The following is a 19,405-nucleotide window of genomic DNA, read 5'->3' as shown; positions in this document are numbered from 1 at the left end:
TTTAGACACATTTCAAGCCACTTTTTTCAATTCAGCCATCTTCTGAGCAGGTGTCATATACCCAATGGCTGAATGAATCCTTTTGTAATTGTAAAAATAAATATAACTTTCTACATTTTCTACTTCTTCTTGATGATTGGCAAAGCTTTGATAGTTTAATCGCTCAGTTTTTAAGCTTCTAAAAAAGCGTTCCATAACTGCATTGTCCCAACAATTACCCCGTCTGCTCATGCTTTGGGTAATGCTTTTGCAATATTGTACAAATGCGTTTGCACAGTACCTGCTTTAGCGAGTTGGTTAAGGGTGTTGTTGTAGTGCCAATGTAGAATACCAATATTGTTAAGGGTTAGTAAGTTGCCATTAGCATCAAAGTCGCTATCGGATTGCTGAGTTTCGGTGCCGTGGTTGTTACTTGGATGGATGGCGAGGGTTTGTTGCCATGTGCTACTGCTTGCTTGGTGTGAGAGATGGGTTAGGTTATTGCCTGTGTCGTAGGTGTAGGTTTGGTGGTAGGGCTCTAGTAAATTCATAAGGTCATGCATCTTCTTCTTTGTAGTGTCGGATGTGCAGCTTCAGGAGCAGATAGGTCGGCTAACTTCATTGGCACCTCCTCTATTATATTGCCAAATATCTCTCTCATAATACCTTCTGGTCCATGAACTAAAAAAATACCTTCTTTCGAATCGTGCTTGCCCTCAACCCATACACCAAAATCAGGTGTCACGGATGTTCTATGAGTATCAAAATAGTCGACATATCCATCAATGACACTTTTGGGTGTTGCAGCGATACTTGGATTTTCACCCATATATTTAAAAGCGGGGTATGCTTTTGGGTTTTCATCTTCATTCTGCCTTATATTTGTTAGCGTATGGCCTGCGCCAACCAGAATGATTGAACTTCCTTTGAAGCTTCCCATACTTCGCATTCTTTCGTATTCTTCTTTATCACGCCAATAATCTCTAGCAATAAAATAGGAGTTAAGGGGTGTCATTAGAATCTTTACATTTATTGTTGAATTTGTTAATTCTTGGGCTTCTTTAGGTGTTAAGTGCGAATATGACTTTTGCATTTCCTCTTGCGTATAGAAAGTGTTGATATATTCTGGATCTTGGCTAGGTCTTTCGTTTACATCAGCAGTAGCTGATTCCGTTATAAAATTTTGAAATTTAATTTCAGAGTTTAAATTCATTACTAAATAATTTCCTTGTGGTGTATCGTGGGCTTCTCCAACCCAAATATCCAATGCTCTTTGATTTGCCTTATAAGCGTTAATGTTGCTCACAAACCCGCTCCAAGATATAAGTGGAAAATGTCCCGTTGGATCCCTATATTTAAGCGGATTATTGCCCACATAAACATACAAATTCAAGCCATCAACCACCCCTGCTGAATCAGGGCTTATCCACCTCGTTAGCCAAGGGGTTAGGTACCTAGCACCGTAGTAAGACAAACCACTGCTATCATCTCTTTCTTTACCTGTGTAACGGTAGCGTTTTTGTTGCACTTGGGTTTTGTCTTTACCAGCGATGAGGGCAGTGCCACCATAGGGGTAGTAGTGTTCGTAACTGAGAGTTTGGGCTTTATCGTCCAACTCCAAGGTATTGGATTGTAGGTGGCTAGTGAGTTGATAGCGGGTTTGACTGGGGTTTTGCGTGTTGTCTTTGCTGGTTTCACTAAATATATGAGTGCCAATGTGCAGGGTGTTGGTTTGTTGTTTTGCTTGGTTGATTGAAAGCTCTAGTGAAGGTAGGTAGTCTCTTTGGTTTTGTATTTGGCGGTTAGATTCAACCACAGTGCGGACTCGATTGCCTTGGTAATCATAAACATAGTACTCGGTGCTACTTTTGTTGTATTTGGTAAGTTGATTAAGCGTATTGTTGTAGTGCCAATTTAAAGTACCAATGTTATCTAAGACTAGCAGGTTGCCGTTGGCATCAAAGTTGCTGGTGGGTTGCTGGGTTTCGGTACCACGGTTGCTGTTTGGATGGATGGCGAGGGTTTGTTGCCATGTGCTACTGCTTGCTTGGTGTGAGAGATGGGTTAGGTTATTGCCTGTGTCGTAGGTGTAGGTTTGGTGGTAGGGCTCTAGTAAATTCATGAAATAACACAGCATTGTTTTGGTGGTGTCGGATGTGCAGCTTCAGGAGTAGATAAGTCAACTAACTTCGTTGGCACTTCCTCTATTACATTGCCAAATATCTCTCTCATAATGCTTTCTGAGCCATGAACTAAAAAAGTACCTTCTTTTGGATCCTCAACCCACACGCCAAAATCAGGTGTCACGGATGTTCTACGAGTATCGAAAAAGGAGTCATGTTTATCTATTACACTTTTGGGTGTTATAGCAATACTTGGATTTTCACCCATATACTTAAAAGCAGGGAATGCTTTTGGGTTTTGATCTTTACTCCACCTTACATTTGTTAGTGTGTGGGCTGCACCAACCAAAATGAGTGAACTTCCTTTGAAACTCCCCTCTCTTCGCATTCTTTCGTATTCTCTTTTATCACGCCATTGATATCTACCAATATAATCAGCGTTAAGGATTGTTGCTAGCATCTGTACATCTACGGTTGCATTTGTTAATGCTTGGGTTTTTTCAGGTGTTGATTGTGGATATAGATCTTGTATTGCCTCTTCCGTATATCTAGCGAGGACGCCATCTGAGGTTCCTTCAGGTCTTTCATTTGCATTGGCACCAGTATTTTCTAGTATAAAATTTTGAAATTCAATTTCAGCGGCTAAATTTATTACTAAATATTTTCCTTGCGGCGTATCGTGGGCTTCTCCAACCCAAATATCCAATGCTCTTTGATTTGCCTTATAAGCGTTAATATCGCTCACAAATCCACCCCAAGATATAAGTGGAAAATGCCCCGTTGGATCCCTATATTTGAGCGGATTATTGCCCACATAAACATACAAATTCAAGCCATCAACCGCCCCTGCTGAATCAGGGCTTATCCACCTTGCCAGCCAAGGGGCTAGGTACCTAGCACCGTAGTAGGACAAACCACTACTGTCGTCTCTTTCTTTGCCTGTGTAGCGGTAGCGTTTTTGTTGTACTTCGGTTTTGTCTTTGCCAGCGATGAGGGCAGTGCCCCCGTAGGGGTAGTAGTGTTCGTAGCTGAGGATTTGGGCTTTGTCATCCAACTCTAGGGTGTTGGATTGCAGGTGGCTGGTGGGTTGGTAGTGGGTTTGGCTAGGGTTTTGTGTGTTATCTTTGCTACTTTCGCTAAGAATGTGGGCGCCGATGTGCAGGGTACTACTTTGTTGTTTTGCCTCGTTGGTTGAGATGTCTAGTGAAGGAAGGTAGTCTCTTTGGCTTTGTGCCTGGTGGTCAGACTCAATTACAATACGAACTCGATTGCCTTGGTAGTCATAGACATGGTGCTCTGTAGTGCTACTTTTGTTGTATTTGGTAAGTTGATTAAGCGTATTGTTGTAGTGCCAATTTAAAGTACCAATGTTATCTAAGACTAGCAGGTTGCCGTTGGCATCAAAGTTGCTGCTGGGTTGCTGGGTTTCGGTACCACGGTTGCTGTTTGGATGGATGGCGAGGGTTTGTTGCCATATGCTACTGCTTGCTTGGTGTGAGAGATGGGTTAGGTTATTGCCTGTGTCGTAGGTGTAGGTTTGGTGGTAGGGTTCTAGTAAACTCATAAGATAACACAGTGTTTTTTTGTGGTGTCAAATGTTATAGGTAATAGGTGCAGATAGGTCGACTAATTTCATTGGCGCATCCTTTATTATATTGATAAATATCTCTATTTGAGGTAATTTGTGTTTGTTTTTGCCGATCATGCCTTTCTTGGTTAATTTATCAGTAAATAGGGTTTGACTTAGGTTGTTTGCTAAAAAAATAAAGACCAGCGCCAATCTATATTTAATTAGTTACTGTTGGGGTACAGTGCCTCCATGGTCTGAGTCCCCCACGCCTTGATTGAGCCATCGGCTTGAAGAGTGGCAAAGGCGTATGAATTTGGACGAGATGACGCATTATAAAATCCACCAAAATCATCCTTAGCACTAGAATAATCCACCTCAGCAAAGCGCCACTTTTTTACTGTTTTTTGCAAACAATATTTTAATAAAACTGCTTGAGTAGGTAAAAATTGTTCAATCTTTAAACTGATTTTAAGTATGTTTAGTGAACTATTTAGGGACTGAGTATCAGAATTATTCGCTGTAGCGTCACTACCATTGCAAATACCTGTAAGTGTTTTAGTAAGTGAGAATTTTTCATAAAAATCATAGTTATCCACATCAGTGGCACTTCGGTTAAACACTAAAGTATTGTTGGCGGTTGGAGAAATAACAAAATCACTACCTACTGATGCTTTGTTTTGCAAGTAATCATCCATTAGGCTGCGTCCATTGATAGATCCGCCTGCAATGGGCTGCATTGGTTAAGGTAATGAGGGTTAGGCTTAATAGGGGAATGCGAATACAGCTTGTGTTAAGAGATATTGGATTCATTTTGAATTTTACTTTTATTTAAAGTTTTTATTTTATATTGTTTTTTAATTCAATATAACTCCTTAAAAAGATTGCTTTGGCGTTTAGAAGTAGATCGCCTGAATTTTCCAAATAGCTTTTAAAGCTCACTTAACCTTTTAACAGCTTGTTTAATATTGTCCATACTGGTGGCAAATGAAAAACGCACATAACCCGGTGCGCCAAAGGCAGAGCCAGGTACCAAGGCAATATTAAGTTTTTCCAAACAATAAGTAGACAGCTCTACATCGTCTTTCAAGCCCAAACGCTTGATTAAACCTTCAACGCGCGGGAACGAATAGAAGGCGCCTTGGGATTTGGGGCATTGGATGCCATCAATAGCATTAAGCGCATCAACGATAAAATCGTGACGCTCCTCAAAGGCAGATACCATGGTATTGATAATACTTTGGTCGCCATTTAACGCTTCTAACGCTGCTGCTTGAGCAATAGAACAAGGGTTTGAAGTGGATTGTCCTTGGATTTTTTTCATTGCTTTGATAATGGTTTCTGGGCCTGCACCATAACCAATGCGCCAACCTGTCATTGCATAAGCTTTGGAAACACCATTTAGGATAATGGTGCGCTCTTTTAGGTCGTTGTCAACCATGACGATATTTATAAAATTATCATCATCCCAACGGATATGCTCATAGATATCATCAGTGATAATTAAAATTTGAGGGTATTTTTTTAACACTGTTGCCAATGCTTGTAATTCTGCCTTAGAGTAAACTGCACCTGTTGGATTGGAAGGGCTATTGATAACGAACAGTTTGGTTTTTTCAGTGATGCTGTTTTCTAATTGCTTAGGCGTGATTTTAAAATCTTGCTCTAAACCAGTCTCAACAATAACAGGTGTGGCATCTGCCAAAATCACCATATCAGGGTAACTAACCCAATAAGGCGATGGGATGATCACTTCATCGCCAGCATCAAGCACGCCTTGACATAAGTTATAAAACACCTGCTTGCCACCTGATGACACCATGACTTCGGCAGTTGTGTAATCTAGAGCATTCTCACGCTTAAATTTACTGATAATAGCATTTTTTAATGCAGGCGTGCCATCCACCGCTGTATAGCGCGTTTGCCCACTTTTAATCGCATTAATGCCTGCTTGTTGGATATTTATAGGTGTGTCAAAATCAGGTTCACCCGAACCCATGGGTACGATTTGTATACCTTGATCTTTTAATTCATTGGCTTTGGCGGTAACAGCAAGGGTGGCAGAAGGCTTAACTTTTTGAACGCGAGATGAGAGTTGATTAGACATAGTGCTTTAAATGTTTTAAAATTGATAGGTTATGATAATCAAAAATCAGCGTAGTGGGTAAAAAATTTCAATTAGAATCTAATTTTTCTCCAATGGGGGATCAACCACAAGCAATTAAAACCTTGGTTGATGGCGTTAATGCTGGAGAAAAGTTTCAAACACTCTTGGGTGTAACGGGTTCGGGTAAGACTTTCACTTTGGCAAATGTGATTAAGCAAACCAAACGAGCGAGCTTAATTATGGCGCCAAACAAAACGCTTGCAGCGCAGCTATACAGCGAGATGAAGGCGTTTTTCCCGAATAATGCAGTGGAATACTTTGTTTCTTACTATGATTATTATCAACCTGAGGCATATGTGCCAGCGAGCGACACTTACATTGAGAAAGACTCATCAATTAACGAACAAATCGAGCAAATGCGCCTCTCAGCGACCAAGGCTTTATTGGAGAGAGAGGATGTTATTATTATTGCCAGTGTTTCGGCAATTTATGGTTTGGGGGACCCGGAAAGTTATATGCAAATGTTATTGCATTTGAGCGTGGGTGAGGTCATCAATCAGCGTGAAATTTTGTCACGCTTGTCGCAAATGCAATATACGCGTAATGATGTCAGTTTGACACGCGGGCATTTTAGAGTGAAGGGTGAGGTGATTGATATATTCCCCGCAGACTCGGAAGAGCAAGCCCTAAGACTTGAGATGTTTGACGATGAGATTGAAGCAATTTATTGGTTTGACCCACTCACTGGTGAAAAACTTAAACTATTACAACGAATAACGGTATATCCACAAACACATTATGTGACGCCTAAGTCTAAGATTCTAAATATGTTGGATGACATCAAAGATGAGCTTAAAGTGCGTCGCAAGGAATTGCTATCAGCCAATAAACTGGTCGAAGAACAACGCTTAACACAGCGAGTGCATATGGATATTGAAATGATGCGTGAGCTCGGTTATTGCAATGGTATTGAGAATTATTCACGCTACCTTTCAGGTAGAAAAGTAGGGCAACCACCACCGACACTACTAGATTATCTACCTGAAGATGCACTGGTAATTTTAGACGAGTCACATGTGAGTGCAAGCCAGATTGGCGGTATGTATAACGGCGATAGGGCGCGTAAAACAACGCTAGTTGATTTTGGTTTTAGGCTGCCTTCAGCACTGGATAATCGCCCATTAAAATTTAGTGAGTTTGAGGATAAAATCCATCAATGTATTTTAGTCTCAGCCACACCTGCACAATATGAGCTGGATGTTTCTAGCGTGATTGCCGAGCAATTGGTGCGCCCCACAGGCTTGTTAGACCCTGAGATTGAAGTGCGCCCTATTGAGACACAAGTTGATGATTTGCTCAGTGAAATACACAAGCGTGTGGCAGTTGGTGAGCGAGTTTTGGTAACGACTTTAACCAAGCGAATGAGCGAGCAACTCAGTGATTATCTCAATGAGCACAATGTTAAAGTTCGATATCTACACTCTGATATTGATACCGTTGAGCGGGTAGAGATTATTCGTGATTTGCGCCTAGGTGTGTTTGATGTATTAGTAGGTATCAACTTACTCAGAGAGGGTTTAGATATACCTGAGGTGTCTTTAGTGGCAATTTTAGATGCGGATAAAGAAGGTTTTTTACGCTCTGAGCGCTCCTTGATTCAAACCATGGGGCGTGCTGCGAGAAACATCAATGGCCATGCGATTTTGTATGCTGATAGGGTTACCAATTCCATGCAAAGGGCAATGGACGAAACCACCCGAAGACGCAAAAAACAACAGGCCCACAATGAAGCCAATAATATTACGCCTAAAGGCGTGGTTAAACCGATTGTTGATATTTTAGACACCGATGCAAGAGTGGCAGATTCTGAAGGGGAATATGACACACAAACGGTAGCAAAATTAACCCCTGTACAGCTTGCAAAAGAACTTAAAACCTTAGAAAAACAAATGTATCAATTTGCAGAAGAGCTCAAATTTGAACAAGCTGCTGATGTACGCAACCAAATTAAAGCACTTAAACAAGGGCAGTTTTTATTATGAACAAAATACTAACAAGCGTTGAAATTCCTACGGGTAATCCAGAGTATTTGCGTTTTAAATACAATGATAACTCTTATCAAGAATATCCAATCACTAACAATAGACCAGAAACTAGCATAATATATGGAGGTGATTTAGATAATGGAGAAAGAAAGGTATGTAAAGACGATTGCGTTTATTATTTAATTGAAAATGATGAACAAATTAGTAGTCGACACCGTGGTAGCGATGAAGACCACTACAGTAATTTTGAACATTGTATTTTTTTAAAAGATATAAGATTTCACGGTGATACATTTGTAGAAGTTACTTTTGATGGCGCAATATTTAATGAGAAAGCTACTTTTATTGATGCTACATTTAAGGAAGGGGTTAGTTTTAATAGTGCTCAATTTACTAAATTTACTAAATTTGATATAGCAAAGTTTAACAAAGAAACTAGTTTTAATCTCGCAAAATTTAATAAAGGGGTTAGTTTTAATAGTGCAGAATTTAGTGGTGAAGTCAAGTTTCTTGGTACAATATTTAACGATGAAGTCAAGTTTTTTGATACAATATTTAACGATGAAGTCAAGTTTCTTGATACAATATTTAACGATAGGGTTGATTTTGGAGTCCAGACTGTTAGCAACAATAAATCGTTTACTGATATTTTATATTTACCAAAGTTTTCTAAAAAAGTTGATTTTACTGGTGCTATATTTAACAATTTATTGAATTTTCCAGATGTTGAGAACATCAATCTTGATTTAAAGCATACGATTATTGATAGGATGGGATATGACAATATAAAGTTTAGTTCAGACAATCGAGAAACCTTTTTAACCCTTAAAAATGTTGCACTCAAACAAAATGATCAAATTAAAGCCTTAGAATTTCACACACAAGAATACCAAATTCACTTAAAAGCGTTAAGAGAAAATAAAACAAATAAAAATTTATCAGATAGATTTGTTTTAACTTTTGAGTCTTGGGTAAGTGCTTTTGGAACGAATGTTATTCTCTCAATAATGCGCTTTGTTGGTGTTGTTATGTTGTTTTATGTTTTGATTAACGGCTTTAATTACGATGCAAAAACTATTGTTGATTTTGTCTCACCATTGAGTTACGATATTGATAAGATATTTAGCTCTGTGAGTGATGTAGATAGATACTTATTTTTCTTTTATAAAATATTACAAGTTGTATTAATTTACGAAATGATTAAATCTTTTAGAAAATTCTCACGCACATTATGAATACTGAACTTAATATTAACGAAATCTTTTATTCCTTGCAAGGCGAAGCACGAGAAGTGGGCTTGCCTACCGTGTTTGTACGCCTCACAGGCTGCCCACTCAGATGCAGTTATTGCGATACTGAGTATGCCTTTAAAGGTAATAATCCACTTAGTATTGACGCCATACTCGCTAAGGTTAAAAAGTACAACACTAAGTTTGTCTGTGTCACAGGCGGCGAGCCTTTAGCACAAATTAATTGCTATGTTTTGCTGGATAGGTTGGTTAAAGAAAATTATCAGGTGTCATTAGAGACTAGTGGCAGTATTGATATTGCCGATATTAATCCAGGTGTATCCATTGTGATGGATATTAAAACTCCCTCATCAAACGAATCGGATAAAAACCTATACGACAACATAGAAAAATTAGAAACCAAAGATCAATTAAAGTTTGTCATCGGCTCAAAGGCTGATTTTGATTGGAGTGTGAAATTTTTAAGCAAATATCCAACGCAAGCAGAAGTGTTGTTTTCCTCTGTTTTTGATGCTATTGAGCCTGCCCAGTTGGCACAGTGGATCTTAGATGGGCAGCTCAATGTGCGTTTGCAAGTGCAACTGCACAAGCTCCTTTGGGGAGACGAAAAGGGCAAATGAAGAAAGTCAGGCTTTCTTTGCTTTTTCCTTTTATTGGATAGTTATTTTTCTAGTCTGAGGCTTGGGTTTGTCAAGTTTTGGGATTGATATCTTTAATATACCTTCTTTGAACTCTGTCATAACATTGTCCGCATCGCCATCTTTGGGAATAGAAATGACTTGCGAGAAATAGCTTGATGAGCTTCTATTGCCACTCTTTGAATTTTGTTTGGCTTTGATAATCAAGTTGTTTTTATCAGTCGAGATGTTAAAGTTGACTTTATCAATGCCTGGGGTTTTAATCTTGACAACATAATGATTAGATGCCTTATCAAAGTACTGCTTTGAATAAGTGTTAACAGCGTGAGCATCGTGTTGAAGTTCCTTCATTTGATGGTTAAATTGTTGGAATTGATGATTAAAGTCACGCCAGAAATTTTGGTTAAATGTAGGGTGGTGATTAAAGAAATTTGGCTGATGAGATCCATGTGTTGCGTTAAGCAATGTTGATGTTAGTAATATAGTTATCGCTAATGTTTTTTTCATATTTTTACCTCCAAATGGTGTTTTTTTTATATTTTTATTTCCAATATTTATTATATGGATATTGAGTTAAAATTTCAAGTGCTAAGCTAATTTGTCATCTGCTATATGGTAGGTAGGATCTTCTAAAACATTGACTTCTACTAAGTTTTTTGCGGTTTTAAGTAGCAATCGACACTCAGCACTTAGGTGTTGTAGGTGCAATGTTTTGCCAATGCGTTTATAGCGTATAGCCAATTTATCAATTGCTTGAATGGCTGAGTGGTCTAGCACTCGAGCATTGCCAAAATCAATGTAGACATCATTGGTGTCTGCTTTAGGGTTAAATAATTCTTGAAAATGCTCTTTTGAGGCAAAGAACAAAGTGCCGTGCACCTCATAGACATTATTGCCTTTATCATTTTGATGTTGTTTAACAAAAATCTTGCTGGCTGACTCCCAAGCAAAAGACAAGGCAGACAGAATAACACCAACAATCACTGCTAATGCAAGGTTGTCAGTCAACACAGTAATAACAGCCACCGAAATACCAGTAACAATGTCTAATGCAGGTATTTTGCCAAACAAGCTTAGCGTGCACCATTCAAAGGTGCCAATCACCACCATAAACATTACACCGATCAATACTGCAATTGGAATCATCTCAATGTATTCAGACAGATAAAGGATGAATAATAGCAATGCAACTGAAGCAACAATACCTGACAAACGACCACGACCGCCAGATTTAATATTAATAATACTTTGGCCCACCATTGCACAGCCACCCATGCCACCAAATAGACCTGTTAGTGTATTTGCCACACCTTGACCAACACTTTCTCGATTTGGCTGCCCTGTGGTTTCTGTAAGGTCATCAACTAAGTTCAAAGTAAGCAAGCTTTCAATTAAGCCGACTAACGCCATGGTAAGCGCATAAGGGAAAATGATTGTTAGTGTTTCAAAACTAAACGCCACATCAGGGATGTGAAAAGCAGGAATACCACCTTTAATAGAAGCCACATCACCCACTGTGCGAGTATCAAGTCCAAGCCAAATCACCGCTAAACTACCAACGATAACTGCCACCAAAATTTCAGGCACGACTTTGGTAAATTTTGGTAATAAATAAATAATTGCCATTGTAGCGGCAATAATAGCTAGCATAATCATTAATGGCTCGCCAGTAATCCATGCATCGCCGATTTTAAATTGTTTAATTTGTCCGATAAAAATAACCATCGCAATACCGTTTACAAAGCCCAAAAACACAGGGTGTGGCACGAGACGAATAAATTTACCAAGTTTGAGTAAGCCAAAAGCAATTTGAATAAGGCCTGTGAGTACTACTGCAGCAAATAAATACTCCACACCATGAACTGCCACCAGTGTGCCAATCACTACAGCAATCGCACCTGTTGCACCAGAAATCATACCTGGGCGACCACCGATAATCGAAGTAACCAAACCAATGGTAAAAGCAGCATACAAACCGACTAATGGACCCACACCAGCCAGTAGAGCAAAGGCAACCGCCTCTGGCACTAAGGCAAGCGCAACGGTTAACCCTGATAGGATATCATTTTTTGGATTAATAGAGATGTATTTGTTGATTAGAGAAAAAAGCATTTTTCCTTCCTTGTATTAATGGTTGTTATATTTTTATTTACTTGCAGGAACAGCAGGCGTAGATGATTTCACCCCTGTATTCTGCGCACGCTGGCGCATCACATGGTCCATCAGCGTAATTGCCAACATTGCCTCAGCAATTGGCGTGGCACGAATGCCCACGCATGGGTCGTGACGACCTTTGGTAATGACCTTTGTTGGTTTGCCATCTTTGTCGATACTGCCGATTGGAAGGCGTAAGCTTGAAGTTGGTTTGAGTGCGATAGAAACTAACAAATCTTGTCCAGAACTAATGCCACCAAGTGTGCCCCCCGCATTATTAGATGCAAAACCCTGCGGGGTAATAGTGTCACGATGCTGTGTGCCTTTTTGGGTAATACAGTCAAATCCAGCACCGATTTCTACGCCTTTAACGGCGTTAATGCTCATCATTGAATGCGCAACATCAGCTTCTAATCTATCAAAAATTGGCTCCCCTAATCCAACTGGCATATTGCTGGCAACTATGTTGATACGCGCACCAATGGAATCCCCTGATTTTCTTAAAGCGTCCATGTACTCTTCAAGTTCTGTCACTTTACTCACATCAGGACAGAAGAAAGGGTTGTTATGCACTTCATTCCAATCCAATGTTTCTGTTTTAATGGGTCCTAACTGCGCAAGATAACCTTTAATTTCAATACCAAATTCTTGTTTTAAATACTTTTTAGCAATACCGCCACAGGCAACACGCATCGCTGTCTCACGCGCAGAAGAGCGCCCTCCACCACGATAATCACGAATGCCGTATTTTTGTTCGTAAGTGTAATCCGCATGACCAGGGCGGAAAGTGTTGGCGATATTGCCATAGTCTTTAGAGCGTTGATCGGTGTTTTGAATGATGAGTGCAATCGGTGTGCCGGTAGTTTTGCCTTCAAAAGTGCCTGATAAAATTTTTACCAGGTCTTCTTCACGACGCTGTGTTGTGTGGCGTGAAGTACCTGGCTTTCTTAAATCCAAGTCCCCTTGTAAGTCAGCCTCAGAAAGTGCCATATTAGGCGGGCAACCGTCAACAATACCTATCAGTGCTTCGCCATGTGATTCACCAGCAGTGGTTACTGTGAATAATTTGCCAATACTATTGCCACTCATTTGCCACTCCTAATTTACCATTCTTTGTGTTGCGGAATATCATCACAGATAGTATCCCAGCTTGCTTTTGATTGAGTAAAAATATGTTTTTCAATGGCTTCATCAACATCAGTTGTAATTGTCCCTAGTCTAACCCTTGTGTAATCAGGGTTATTTTTAAGTTTTGCCATAATTGGCGCACCGCAAGATTGACAAAAGAATCGGCTTTTATTGTCATTTTCTTTAAATTCGGTTAGGTTATTCTCACCTCTTAAAAATTTAAAGTTTTTACTTTCTACATTGCCATTGGTAGCAAAGGCAGTGCCTTGTACACGCCTACATTCACTACAATGACACAGGGCAATATCTGTAATTTTCTGCGTAATTTGGAATTTAACTTTGCCACACAGGCATTCACCTTGATGCATTTTAACTCCTTTTATTGGCGTCCTTGAGTGGATTCGAACCACTGACCTGCCGCTTAGGAGGCGGCTGCTCTATCCAGCTGAGCCACAAGGACAAATTACTGATATTTTACAATATTTATTCATGCGGCACACCTATAATGTTGGCATCAAAAATCTGGCGATCAAGCCTATGCAAAAGCACAGTATAATTTAGGCATTTATTTATGCACTGGGCAAAGGTGTAGAAAAAGGAAATTATGAAAGACATTAAGATTGAAGACAGGCTTATTTTTGCATTGGATGTGCCAGAGGTAGCGCAAGCTAAGGATTTGGTTAATCAACTTGACGATAGCGTTCGTTTTTACAAAATCGGTATGGAGCTGTTAATGACAGGGCAATACTTTCAGTTGATGGACTGGTTGATTGCCAAAGACAAAAAAGTATTTGTTGATTTGAAATTTTTTGATGTGCCGGAGACTGTGGGCAGAACCATCAATCGCTTGAGTGAATATGGCGCAACTTTTGCTACCATTCATGGTAATCAAGCATTAATGGAAAAAGCAGTGGAGAATAAAGGCGATCTTAAAATATTGGCAGTTACCGTACTTACCAGCCTTGATAGAGGTGATTTAGATGATTTGGGTTTTGATTGTAATGTGCAAGATTTGGTGATTTCTCGCGCCAAACGGGCTTTTGAAGCGGGTTGTGATGGTGTGGTATCCTCAGGTCTTGAAGTTCCATTCTTGCGTGAGTATGTAGACAATAAACTTATTGCAGTAACACCAGGTATTCGTCCTGTGGCAAATGATGATGACCAAAAGCGTGTAGTTGATGTGGCAACTGCATTCAAATCAGGTTCAGATTATATTGTTGTAGGGCGACCTATTAAAAATGCTGACAATCCTTATCAGGCTGCTAGCAACATTCAAGATATTATTAAAACCTGCTTTTAAGACGGTATAATTTTGCTTTTTACAGTCGCGTAGCTCAGTTGGTTAGAGCACTACCTTGACATGGTAGGGGTCGGTGATTCGAATTCACTCGCGACTACCAGTTTGTATACCGCTATATTAATGGATTTAGCGGTATTTTTTTTTAAGTTTTAAAAATTTCAAAAAAATGTTGGTTGAATAATAGACCAAGAAGGAGTCTGAACGATCAAACACCAAAAATGGTGTTTGAATCAGGTATTATTATCCAACAAAAAGTTGCACTTAAAATTTGAATTTAGGCCCTTATTATGAACAAAAAAAATCAATTTATTTATGTTTTTTTAACGCTATTGTTTGTGCTATCTCCAGTCCATGCATTAACACTTAATTTGAAAGACACCGATATTCGCACACTGATTAATACGGTCTCTCAAGCAACGGATAAAAATTTTATTATTGACCCTAGAGTTAGAGGAAAAGTCAATGTAGTGAGCAATCAAGATATTAACGATGAAAAACTTTACCAGTTTTTTGCATCTATTTTGCAAGTGCATGGCTATGTGATTATTCCAGGGGATGATTTTGATAAGATATTACCAAAAAATGCCACCAAAAACACACCGCCCAACCATCTTGCAGATGATTTAATCATTAGTGTGGTTCTTGCGGTTAAAAATGTAGCAGCAAGGGAGTTGGTTGCTATCTTGCGCCCTTTGGCTTCTCCACATGGGTATCTGGTTGCTTATCAACCTTCTAATAGCATTATTATGACAGATAGTACTGCTAGTATTAAGCGTATCAAGGATATGGTCAGCCTCTTAGATCTGAAAGTTGACGATGATTATGAAATTATCTCACTTAAAAATTCAAGTGCAACAGAACTAGCAGGTGTATTAACTTCATTGCTGATTAAAAATAGAAAAAATCCTAAGTTGACGATTAGCACAAATGCACAAAGCAACCAAATTATCATTGGTGGTGATAAATCTAAACGATTGAAAGCAAGGTTTTTAATTAGCGAGCTGGATAAGCAAGGAGAGTCTGGCTCTACTTCAATCATTTATTTAAAGCACGCTGATGCCAAAGGTATTCTGCCTATTTTGCAAGGTGTTGCAAAACAAATAGCTAGCACAGCCCAGAAAAACAAATCAGCGTCAGCGACTAACATTCAAGCAGATGAGGCAACCAACGCTATTGTTATAACTGCACCAGCGGCAATCACTTTAAGCGTTAAAAAAGTTATCAATAAACTTGATGTTGAGCGTGCACAGGTGTTAATTGAAGCTGTGATTGCTGAAATTACTTCCTCAGATACCAATGAATTAGGTATTCAGTGGTTAGGTGCTGGTGGTGATGGTATTGGATTGATTGATTTTAATGGGCAAATACCAGCTTTATTGGGAAATATGTCTGACCCGAGCAAATTTGCAAATTCACTAAAATCTGGTGCCAGTTATCTTGTTGGCAACCATAGTAAAGACGCAAGTGGCAAAATCACCAATGCATTAGGTTTGGTTATTAATGCGCTAAACAGTATGGGCAATGCCGATATTTTGTCCACACCTTCCATTGTTACTTTAGACAATGAAGATGCTGAAATTGTTGTGGGTAATGAAGTGCCTTTTATTACCAATACACAGCTGAGTAGTAGTAACTCCAATCCATTCCAAAATTTTGAGCGTAAAAATGTTGGACTTACTTTAAAGGTTAGACCTCAAATTAATGAAGGTAACGGGGTTAAGTTAAAAATAGAGCAAGAAGTTTCTAATGTGTTGCCGTCTTCTAGTGCTGTAGATGTGATTACCTCAAAAAGGAAAATCAAAACAACGGTAATGGTGGAGAATAATAAAATATTAGTTTTAGGCGGTATGATTGACAATGTTGTGCGTGAGACGCAAATGAAAGTACCTTTGCTGGGTGATATTCCTATTTTAGGGCACTTGTTTCGTTATGACACCGAAAAAACTGAGAAGCGACATTTGTTGATTTTTATTAGACCTACTATTCTTACCAAAGATAATATAGATGACATTAGTCGACAAAAATATAGTTATATTCAAGCAAGGAGAATACTAGAAAATATGGGGGAAGATCATTTTGATGACCTTTTTCCAGATTACAGTGCCGCTGGTAAAAAGAAAACCAATGCAGAGATAAAGCCTACTCAAAAAGACAATAAAAGCAACCAAAAGGTCGGTATTAATTTAGAAGATAATAAAAGCAACCAAGAAGTTGATATTGATTTAGAAGATAATTGGTATGAATATGAGTGATGTTTCATTGCCTTATTTGTTTAGCAAAAAATTTAAATTATTATTAGAAGACGGCGCATTAAGTTACGCTGTATTGCCTGATGCTTCTGCTTTATTAGAAATTAGACGCAAATATGGTGCATTTCAATTAGAACAAATCCCGAAAGAATCTTTAATGCAGAAAATACAAACGCATTATGAAAGTGGCGCGCTGAACAATTTACAAGATTTTAGTCATGATATAGAACAAGATAAAACCTTAGATGATATTGCAATGGAGTTATTTGAGCCAATAGAGTTGTTGGATTCTGATGACCAAGCACCGATTATTAGTCTTATTAATGCTTTATGCGCACAAGCTATTTTACAGGGGGCATCTGATATTCATATTGAACCCTACGAATCCCGTATTCGTATTCGTTTTCGCTTAGATGGGCTATTAAAAGAGGTGCTAGAGCCACAACAAAAGATTGCCCCTTTATTGGTGTCGCGTATTAAAGTAATGGCCAACCTTGATATTTCTGAAAGGCGTTTGCCACAAGATGGTAGGATTTCACTGCAATTAGGCGGTCGTGCAGTTGATATACGCGTATCTATCATCCCATCTGGCAAGGGAGAAAAAGTTGTGATGCGCTTGCTAGATAAGCAACTTGGGCGATTGCAACTTAAACAGCTTGGAATAGATGATGCAATCTATCAAAAAATTTACGACTTAATTCAAAAGCCTAGTGGCATTATCTTGGTTGTTGGCCCGACTGGATCTGGTAAGACCACTACGCTTTATGCGGCGCTTAGTGTTTTGAACAACCAATCAAGAAATATTACCACCATTGAGGATCCCATTGAATACTATATTGATGGCATCAATCAAACTCAAATTAATGATAGTATCCACATGACTTTCGCTAAAGGGTTAAGGGCTATTTTACGACAAGATCCAGATATTGTGATGGTGGGTGAGATTCGTGATAAAGAAACTGCTCAGATTGCAGTACAGGCTAGCTTAACAGGTCATTTGGTTTTTTCTACGCTGCATACGAATAGCGCTAAAGACGCCATAATTCGACTTAAAGATATGGGCGTAGATCCGTTTTTATTAGCCTCTAGTCTCTCAGGCGTGTTAGCACAAAGGTTGATTAGAATCTTATGTTCTGAGTGCAAACAAGCGCATACAACAAATGAAAAAGAACAAGAAAAATTAGGCCTAGGTAAGCCCAGTGTTATTTATAGCGCCTCATCTTGCGAGCATTGTCATCATAGTGGTTTTTCAGGTAGGAGTGGTTTGTATGAATTATTAGTTGTTGACACTGAGCTTAGAGCAATGATTTACAGTGGTGCTGATGAAAATCAAATAAACGATCATCTTCAAGGGAAAATGTTAACCTTAAAAGACCAAGTTATAGAACTAGTAATACAAGGGCAATGTAGCCTAGATGAAGCGATTAGAGTTGTTTCCCTGTAAAATTTATGCCTGTTTTTGAATATCAAGCTATCAACCAAAAACAAAAGCAAGTTAGTGGGCTTATTGAGAGCGACCATATTAAAAGCGCACGCACCCAGCTTAAAGAACAGCGTTTAACTATTTTAAATATTAAATCCAGCAAACAACCATTAAAAAAAGCAAAACTTCTATTTCAAAAGCACTTAAGTATGGCTGATATTGCTATGTTAACGCGTCAATTAGGCTCACTCATTCAAGCTTCTATTCCTGTTGAACAAGCGCTCAATACAATTTTGCAAAATCACCATAAAAAACATCTTGTAAAAATCATCAAACACACCCACTCACAGATTTTACAAGGGCAGAGTTTGGCAAAATCATTGGGTTCAAATTATGGGCAATTTCCAGATTACTATATTGCAACTGTTGAACTGGGCGAGGCAAGTGCAAATTTAGGTGGTGTGTTAGAGGCGTTAGCAATAGATATTGAGAAACAACAGCATTTCAGGGCAAAAGTCTCTGCTGCTATGATTTATCCAGTTGTTGTTTCTATTGTTGCAATGTCTGTGGTTTATTTGCTTTTGATTTTTGTCGTGCCAGAAATTGCAGCAGTTTTTCAGGATTCTGGTCAACAATTACCAGAGATTACTGTTTTTGTCATTCAGCTCAATGAATTTTTAACCAAGCACTCTTTTACAATCTTAATTACTTTATTGGTATTAATATTTGGCAGTCGATTCTTACTTAAAAAGCAAAGTATTAAAGTAAAAGTACAAAGCATATTGGTCAAAATGCCTGTGATTGGAAAAATATTAATCACAACCAATGCCATACGCTTTGCACGCACTTTTGCATTATTGTATGAAAGTGGCGCACCTGTGATTACCGCACTTACTAATTCAGCAATGGCGCTTAATTTCTTGCCAATGCGCCAAGCCATTTTAAAAGCCAGAGAAAAAGTGCGTGAAGGATCATCGTTGTTTTTAGCGTTTAAACAATATCAAGCCTTACCGCCAATAACACTTTATATGCTTGCCAGTGGCGAGAGTAGTGGACAGTTAGCAAAAATGCTAAATAAAGTTGCACAAAATCAAGAAAGTGAAATTGACCACTACACCACAAAACTGGTTAATGCTTTTGAACCGATAATGATAGCAATTATGGGTTGCATTGTACTCTTTATTGTTGCGGCAATGCTTTTGCCAATTTTTGAGCTTAATCAAATTCCCCTATAGAGCGCAATCTTTACGCATAGCGTTTACTGTCAAGTTAGTGTTGTTTTTTATTCTAGATTTAACTTTTTTTCTAATTTGTTGCAAGTCAAATAATTATAAGTTATACTACACAAATCTTATGTTTCACACACAACATTAATAAATGACCCAAACACAACAAAAATCTTTAATTTCCATTGTTTTTATTTTGTTAATAGCAGGTCTTAT

16 protein-coding genes, 2 tRNA genes and 1 pseudogene are annotated in these 19,405 nt (G+C 38.7%); 8 read left to right on the top strand and 11 right to left on the bottom strand.

Features of this window, described 5'->3' with window-relative positions; genetic code table 11:
* Positions 1–12: 12 nt before the first annotated feature.
* From BHECKSOX2_RS05975 to BHECKSOX2_RS05950, 6 genes and pseudogenes are all read right to left on the bottom strand, one after another.
* Positions 13–246: pseudogene (locus tag BHECKSOX2_RS05975) on the bottom strand (integrase core domain-containing protein); the annotation flags it as partial.
* Entirely contained in the window at positions 228–530 is a 303-nt protein-coding gene (locus BHECKSOX2_RS05970) for a hypothetical protein (protein ID WP_245391336.1), read from the bottom strand. The gene BHECKSOX2_RS05970 and the pseudogene BHECKSOX2_RS05975, both read right to left, overlap by 19 nt.
* The gene (locus tag BHECKSOX2_RS10255) at positions 527–2,101 is read right to left on the bottom strand and encodes an RHS repeat-associated core domain-containing protein (protein WP_245391335.1); all 1,575 of its coding nucleotides are present in this window, start codon (positions 2,099–2,101) and stop codon (positions 527–529) included. Before BHECKSOX2_RS10255 ends, BHECKSOX2_RS05970 begins: the two co-directional genes overlap by 4 nt.
* Positions 2,098–3,666: an RHS repeat-associated core domain-containing protein gene (locus BHECKSOX2_RS10250; protein ID WP_245391334.1), complete on the bottom strand. Its 1,569-nt coding sequence runs from the start codon at positions 3,664–3,666 to the stop codon at positions 2,098–2,100. Before BHECKSOX2_RS10250 ends, BHECKSOX2_RS10255 begins: the two co-directional genes overlap by 4 nt.
* Before the next feature lie 227 nt (positions 3,667–3,893).
* Positions 3,894–4,409, bottom strand: coding sequence for a hypothetical protein (locus BHECKSOX2_RS05955; protein ID WP_139682871.1), 516 nt, complete (start codon positions 4,407–4,409; stop codon positions 3,894–3,896).
* A gap of 191 nt (positions 4,410–4,600) precedes the next feature.
* Positions 4,601–5,776: a pyridoxal phosphate-dependent aminotransferase gene (locus BHECKSOX2_RS05950; RefSeq protein ID WP_139682870.1), complete on the bottom strand. Its 1,176-nt coding sequence runs from the start codon at positions 5,774–5,776 to the stop codon at positions 4,601–4,603.
* Positions 5,777–5,829: 53 nt separating this feature from the next.
* Between BHECKSOX2_RS05950 and uvrB the strand changes: the two genes are divergently transcribed.
* From uvrB to queE, 3 genes are read left to right on the top strand one after another with little or no spacing between them, the layout of a single operon-like run.
* Entirely contained in the window at positions 5,830–7,818 is a 1,989-nt protein-coding gene (gene uvrB / locus BHECKSOX2_RS05945; protein WP_139682869.1) for an excinuclease ABC subunit UvrB, read from the top strand.
* Positions 7,815–9,056, top strand: coding sequence for a pentapeptide repeat-containing protein (locus BHECKSOX2_RS05940; RefSeq protein WP_139682868.1), 1,242 nt, complete (start codon positions 7,815–7,817; stop codon positions 9,054–9,056). The genes uvrB and BHECKSOX2_RS05940 overlap by 4 nt, the downstream gene beginning before the upstream one ends.
* Complete coding sequence (gene queE, locus BHECKSOX2_RS05935) at positions 9,053–9,691, top strand: 7-carboxy-7-deazaguanine synthase QueE (protein ID WP_180323681.1); 639 nt, start codon at positions 9,053–9,055, stop codon at positions 9,689–9,691. Before BHECKSOX2_RS05940 ends, queE begins: the two co-directional genes overlap by 4 nt.
* A gap of 30 nt (positions 9,692–9,721) precedes the next feature.
* Here queE and BHECKSOX2_RS05930 read toward each other — a convergent pair whose 3' ends face one another.
* The 5 genes from BHECKSOX2_RS05930 to BHECKSOX2_RS05910 all read right to left on the bottom strand — a co-directional run bounded on the left by BHECKSOX2_RS05930 (position 9,722) and on the right by BHECKSOX2_RS05910 (position 13,451).
* Positions 9,722–10,216, bottom strand: coding sequence for an Hsp20/alpha crystallin family protein (locus BHECKSOX2_RS05930; RefSeq protein WP_139682866.1), 495 nt, complete (start codon positions 10,214–10,216; stop codon positions 9,722–9,724).
* Positions 10,217–10,297: 81 nt separating this feature from the next.
* A complete protein-coding gene (locus tag BHECKSOX2_RS05925) occupies positions 10,298–11,821 on the bottom strand; it encodes a SulP family inorganic anion transporter (RefSeq protein ID WP_090714783.1) in 1,524 nt (507 codons plus the stop codon).
* Between the two features lie 33 nt (positions 11,822–11,854).
* On the bottom strand, positions 11,855–12,952 hold the full coding sequence (gene aroC, locus BHECKSOX2_RS05920) for a chorismate synthase (protein WP_090714786.1): 1,098 nt from the start codon (positions 12,950–12,952) through the stop codon (positions 11,855–11,857).
* A gap of 14 nt (positions 12,953–12,966) precedes the next feature.
* Positions 12,967–13,359 carry a GFA family protein gene (locus tag BHECKSOX2_RS05915; RefSeq protein ID WP_139682865.1) on the bottom strand — a complete coding sequence of 131 codons (393 nt, stop codon included), beginning with the start codon at positions 13,357–13,359 and terminating at the stop codon, positions 12,967–12,969.
* Positions 13,360–13,374: 15 nt separating this feature from the next.
* Positions 13,375–13,451, bottom strand: a tRNA-Arg gene (locus BHECKSOX2_RS05910).
* Between the two features lie 144 nt (positions 13,452–13,595).
* Here BHECKSOX2_RS05910 and pyrF point away from each other — a divergent pair.
* From pyrF to BHECKSOX2_RS05885, 5 genes are all read left to right on the top strand, one after another.
* A complete protein-coding gene (gene pyrF, locus BHECKSOX2_RS05905; RefSeq protein WP_139682864.1) occupies positions 13,596–14,291 on the top strand; it encodes an orotidine-5'-phosphate decarboxylase in 696 nt (231 codons plus the stop codon).
* A gap of 23 nt (positions 14,292–14,314) precedes the next feature.
* Positions 14,315–14,391 (top strand) — tRNA-Val (locus tag BHECKSOX2_RS05900).
* A 187-nt stretch (positions 14,392–14,578) separates the two neighbouring features.
* Entirely contained in the window at positions 14,579–16,543 is a 1,965-nt protein-coding gene (gene gspD / locus BHECKSOX2_RS05895; protein WP_139682863.1) for a type II secretion system secretin GspD, read from the top strand.
* Positions 16,536–17,984: a GspE/PulE family protein gene (locus BHECKSOX2_RS05890; RefSeq protein WP_139682882.1), complete on the top strand. Its 1,449-nt coding sequence runs from the start codon at positions 16,536–16,538 to the stop codon at positions 17,982–17,984. Before gspD ends, BHECKSOX2_RS05890 begins: the two co-directional genes overlap by 8 nt.
* 5 nt (positions 17,985–17,989) lie before the next feature.
* Positions 17,990–19,198: a type II secretion system F family protein gene (locus BHECKSOX2_RS05885; protein WP_139682862.1), complete on the top strand. Its 1,209-nt coding sequence runs from the start codon at positions 17,990–17,992 to the stop codon at positions 19,196–19,198.
* The last annotated feature ends 207 nt before the right edge of the window (positions 19,199–19,405 follow it).

This window comes from thiotrophic endosymbiont of Bathymodiolus puteoserpentis (Logatchev) (assembly GCF_900127505.1).
In the GTDB taxonomy this organism is placed as follows: Bacteria; Pseudomonadota; Gammaproteobacteria; order PS1; family Pseudothioglobaceae; genus Thiodubiliella.
Note: the sequence above shows the minus strand (reverse complement) of the source record. Positions and strands in the feature narration are given on the sequence as shown.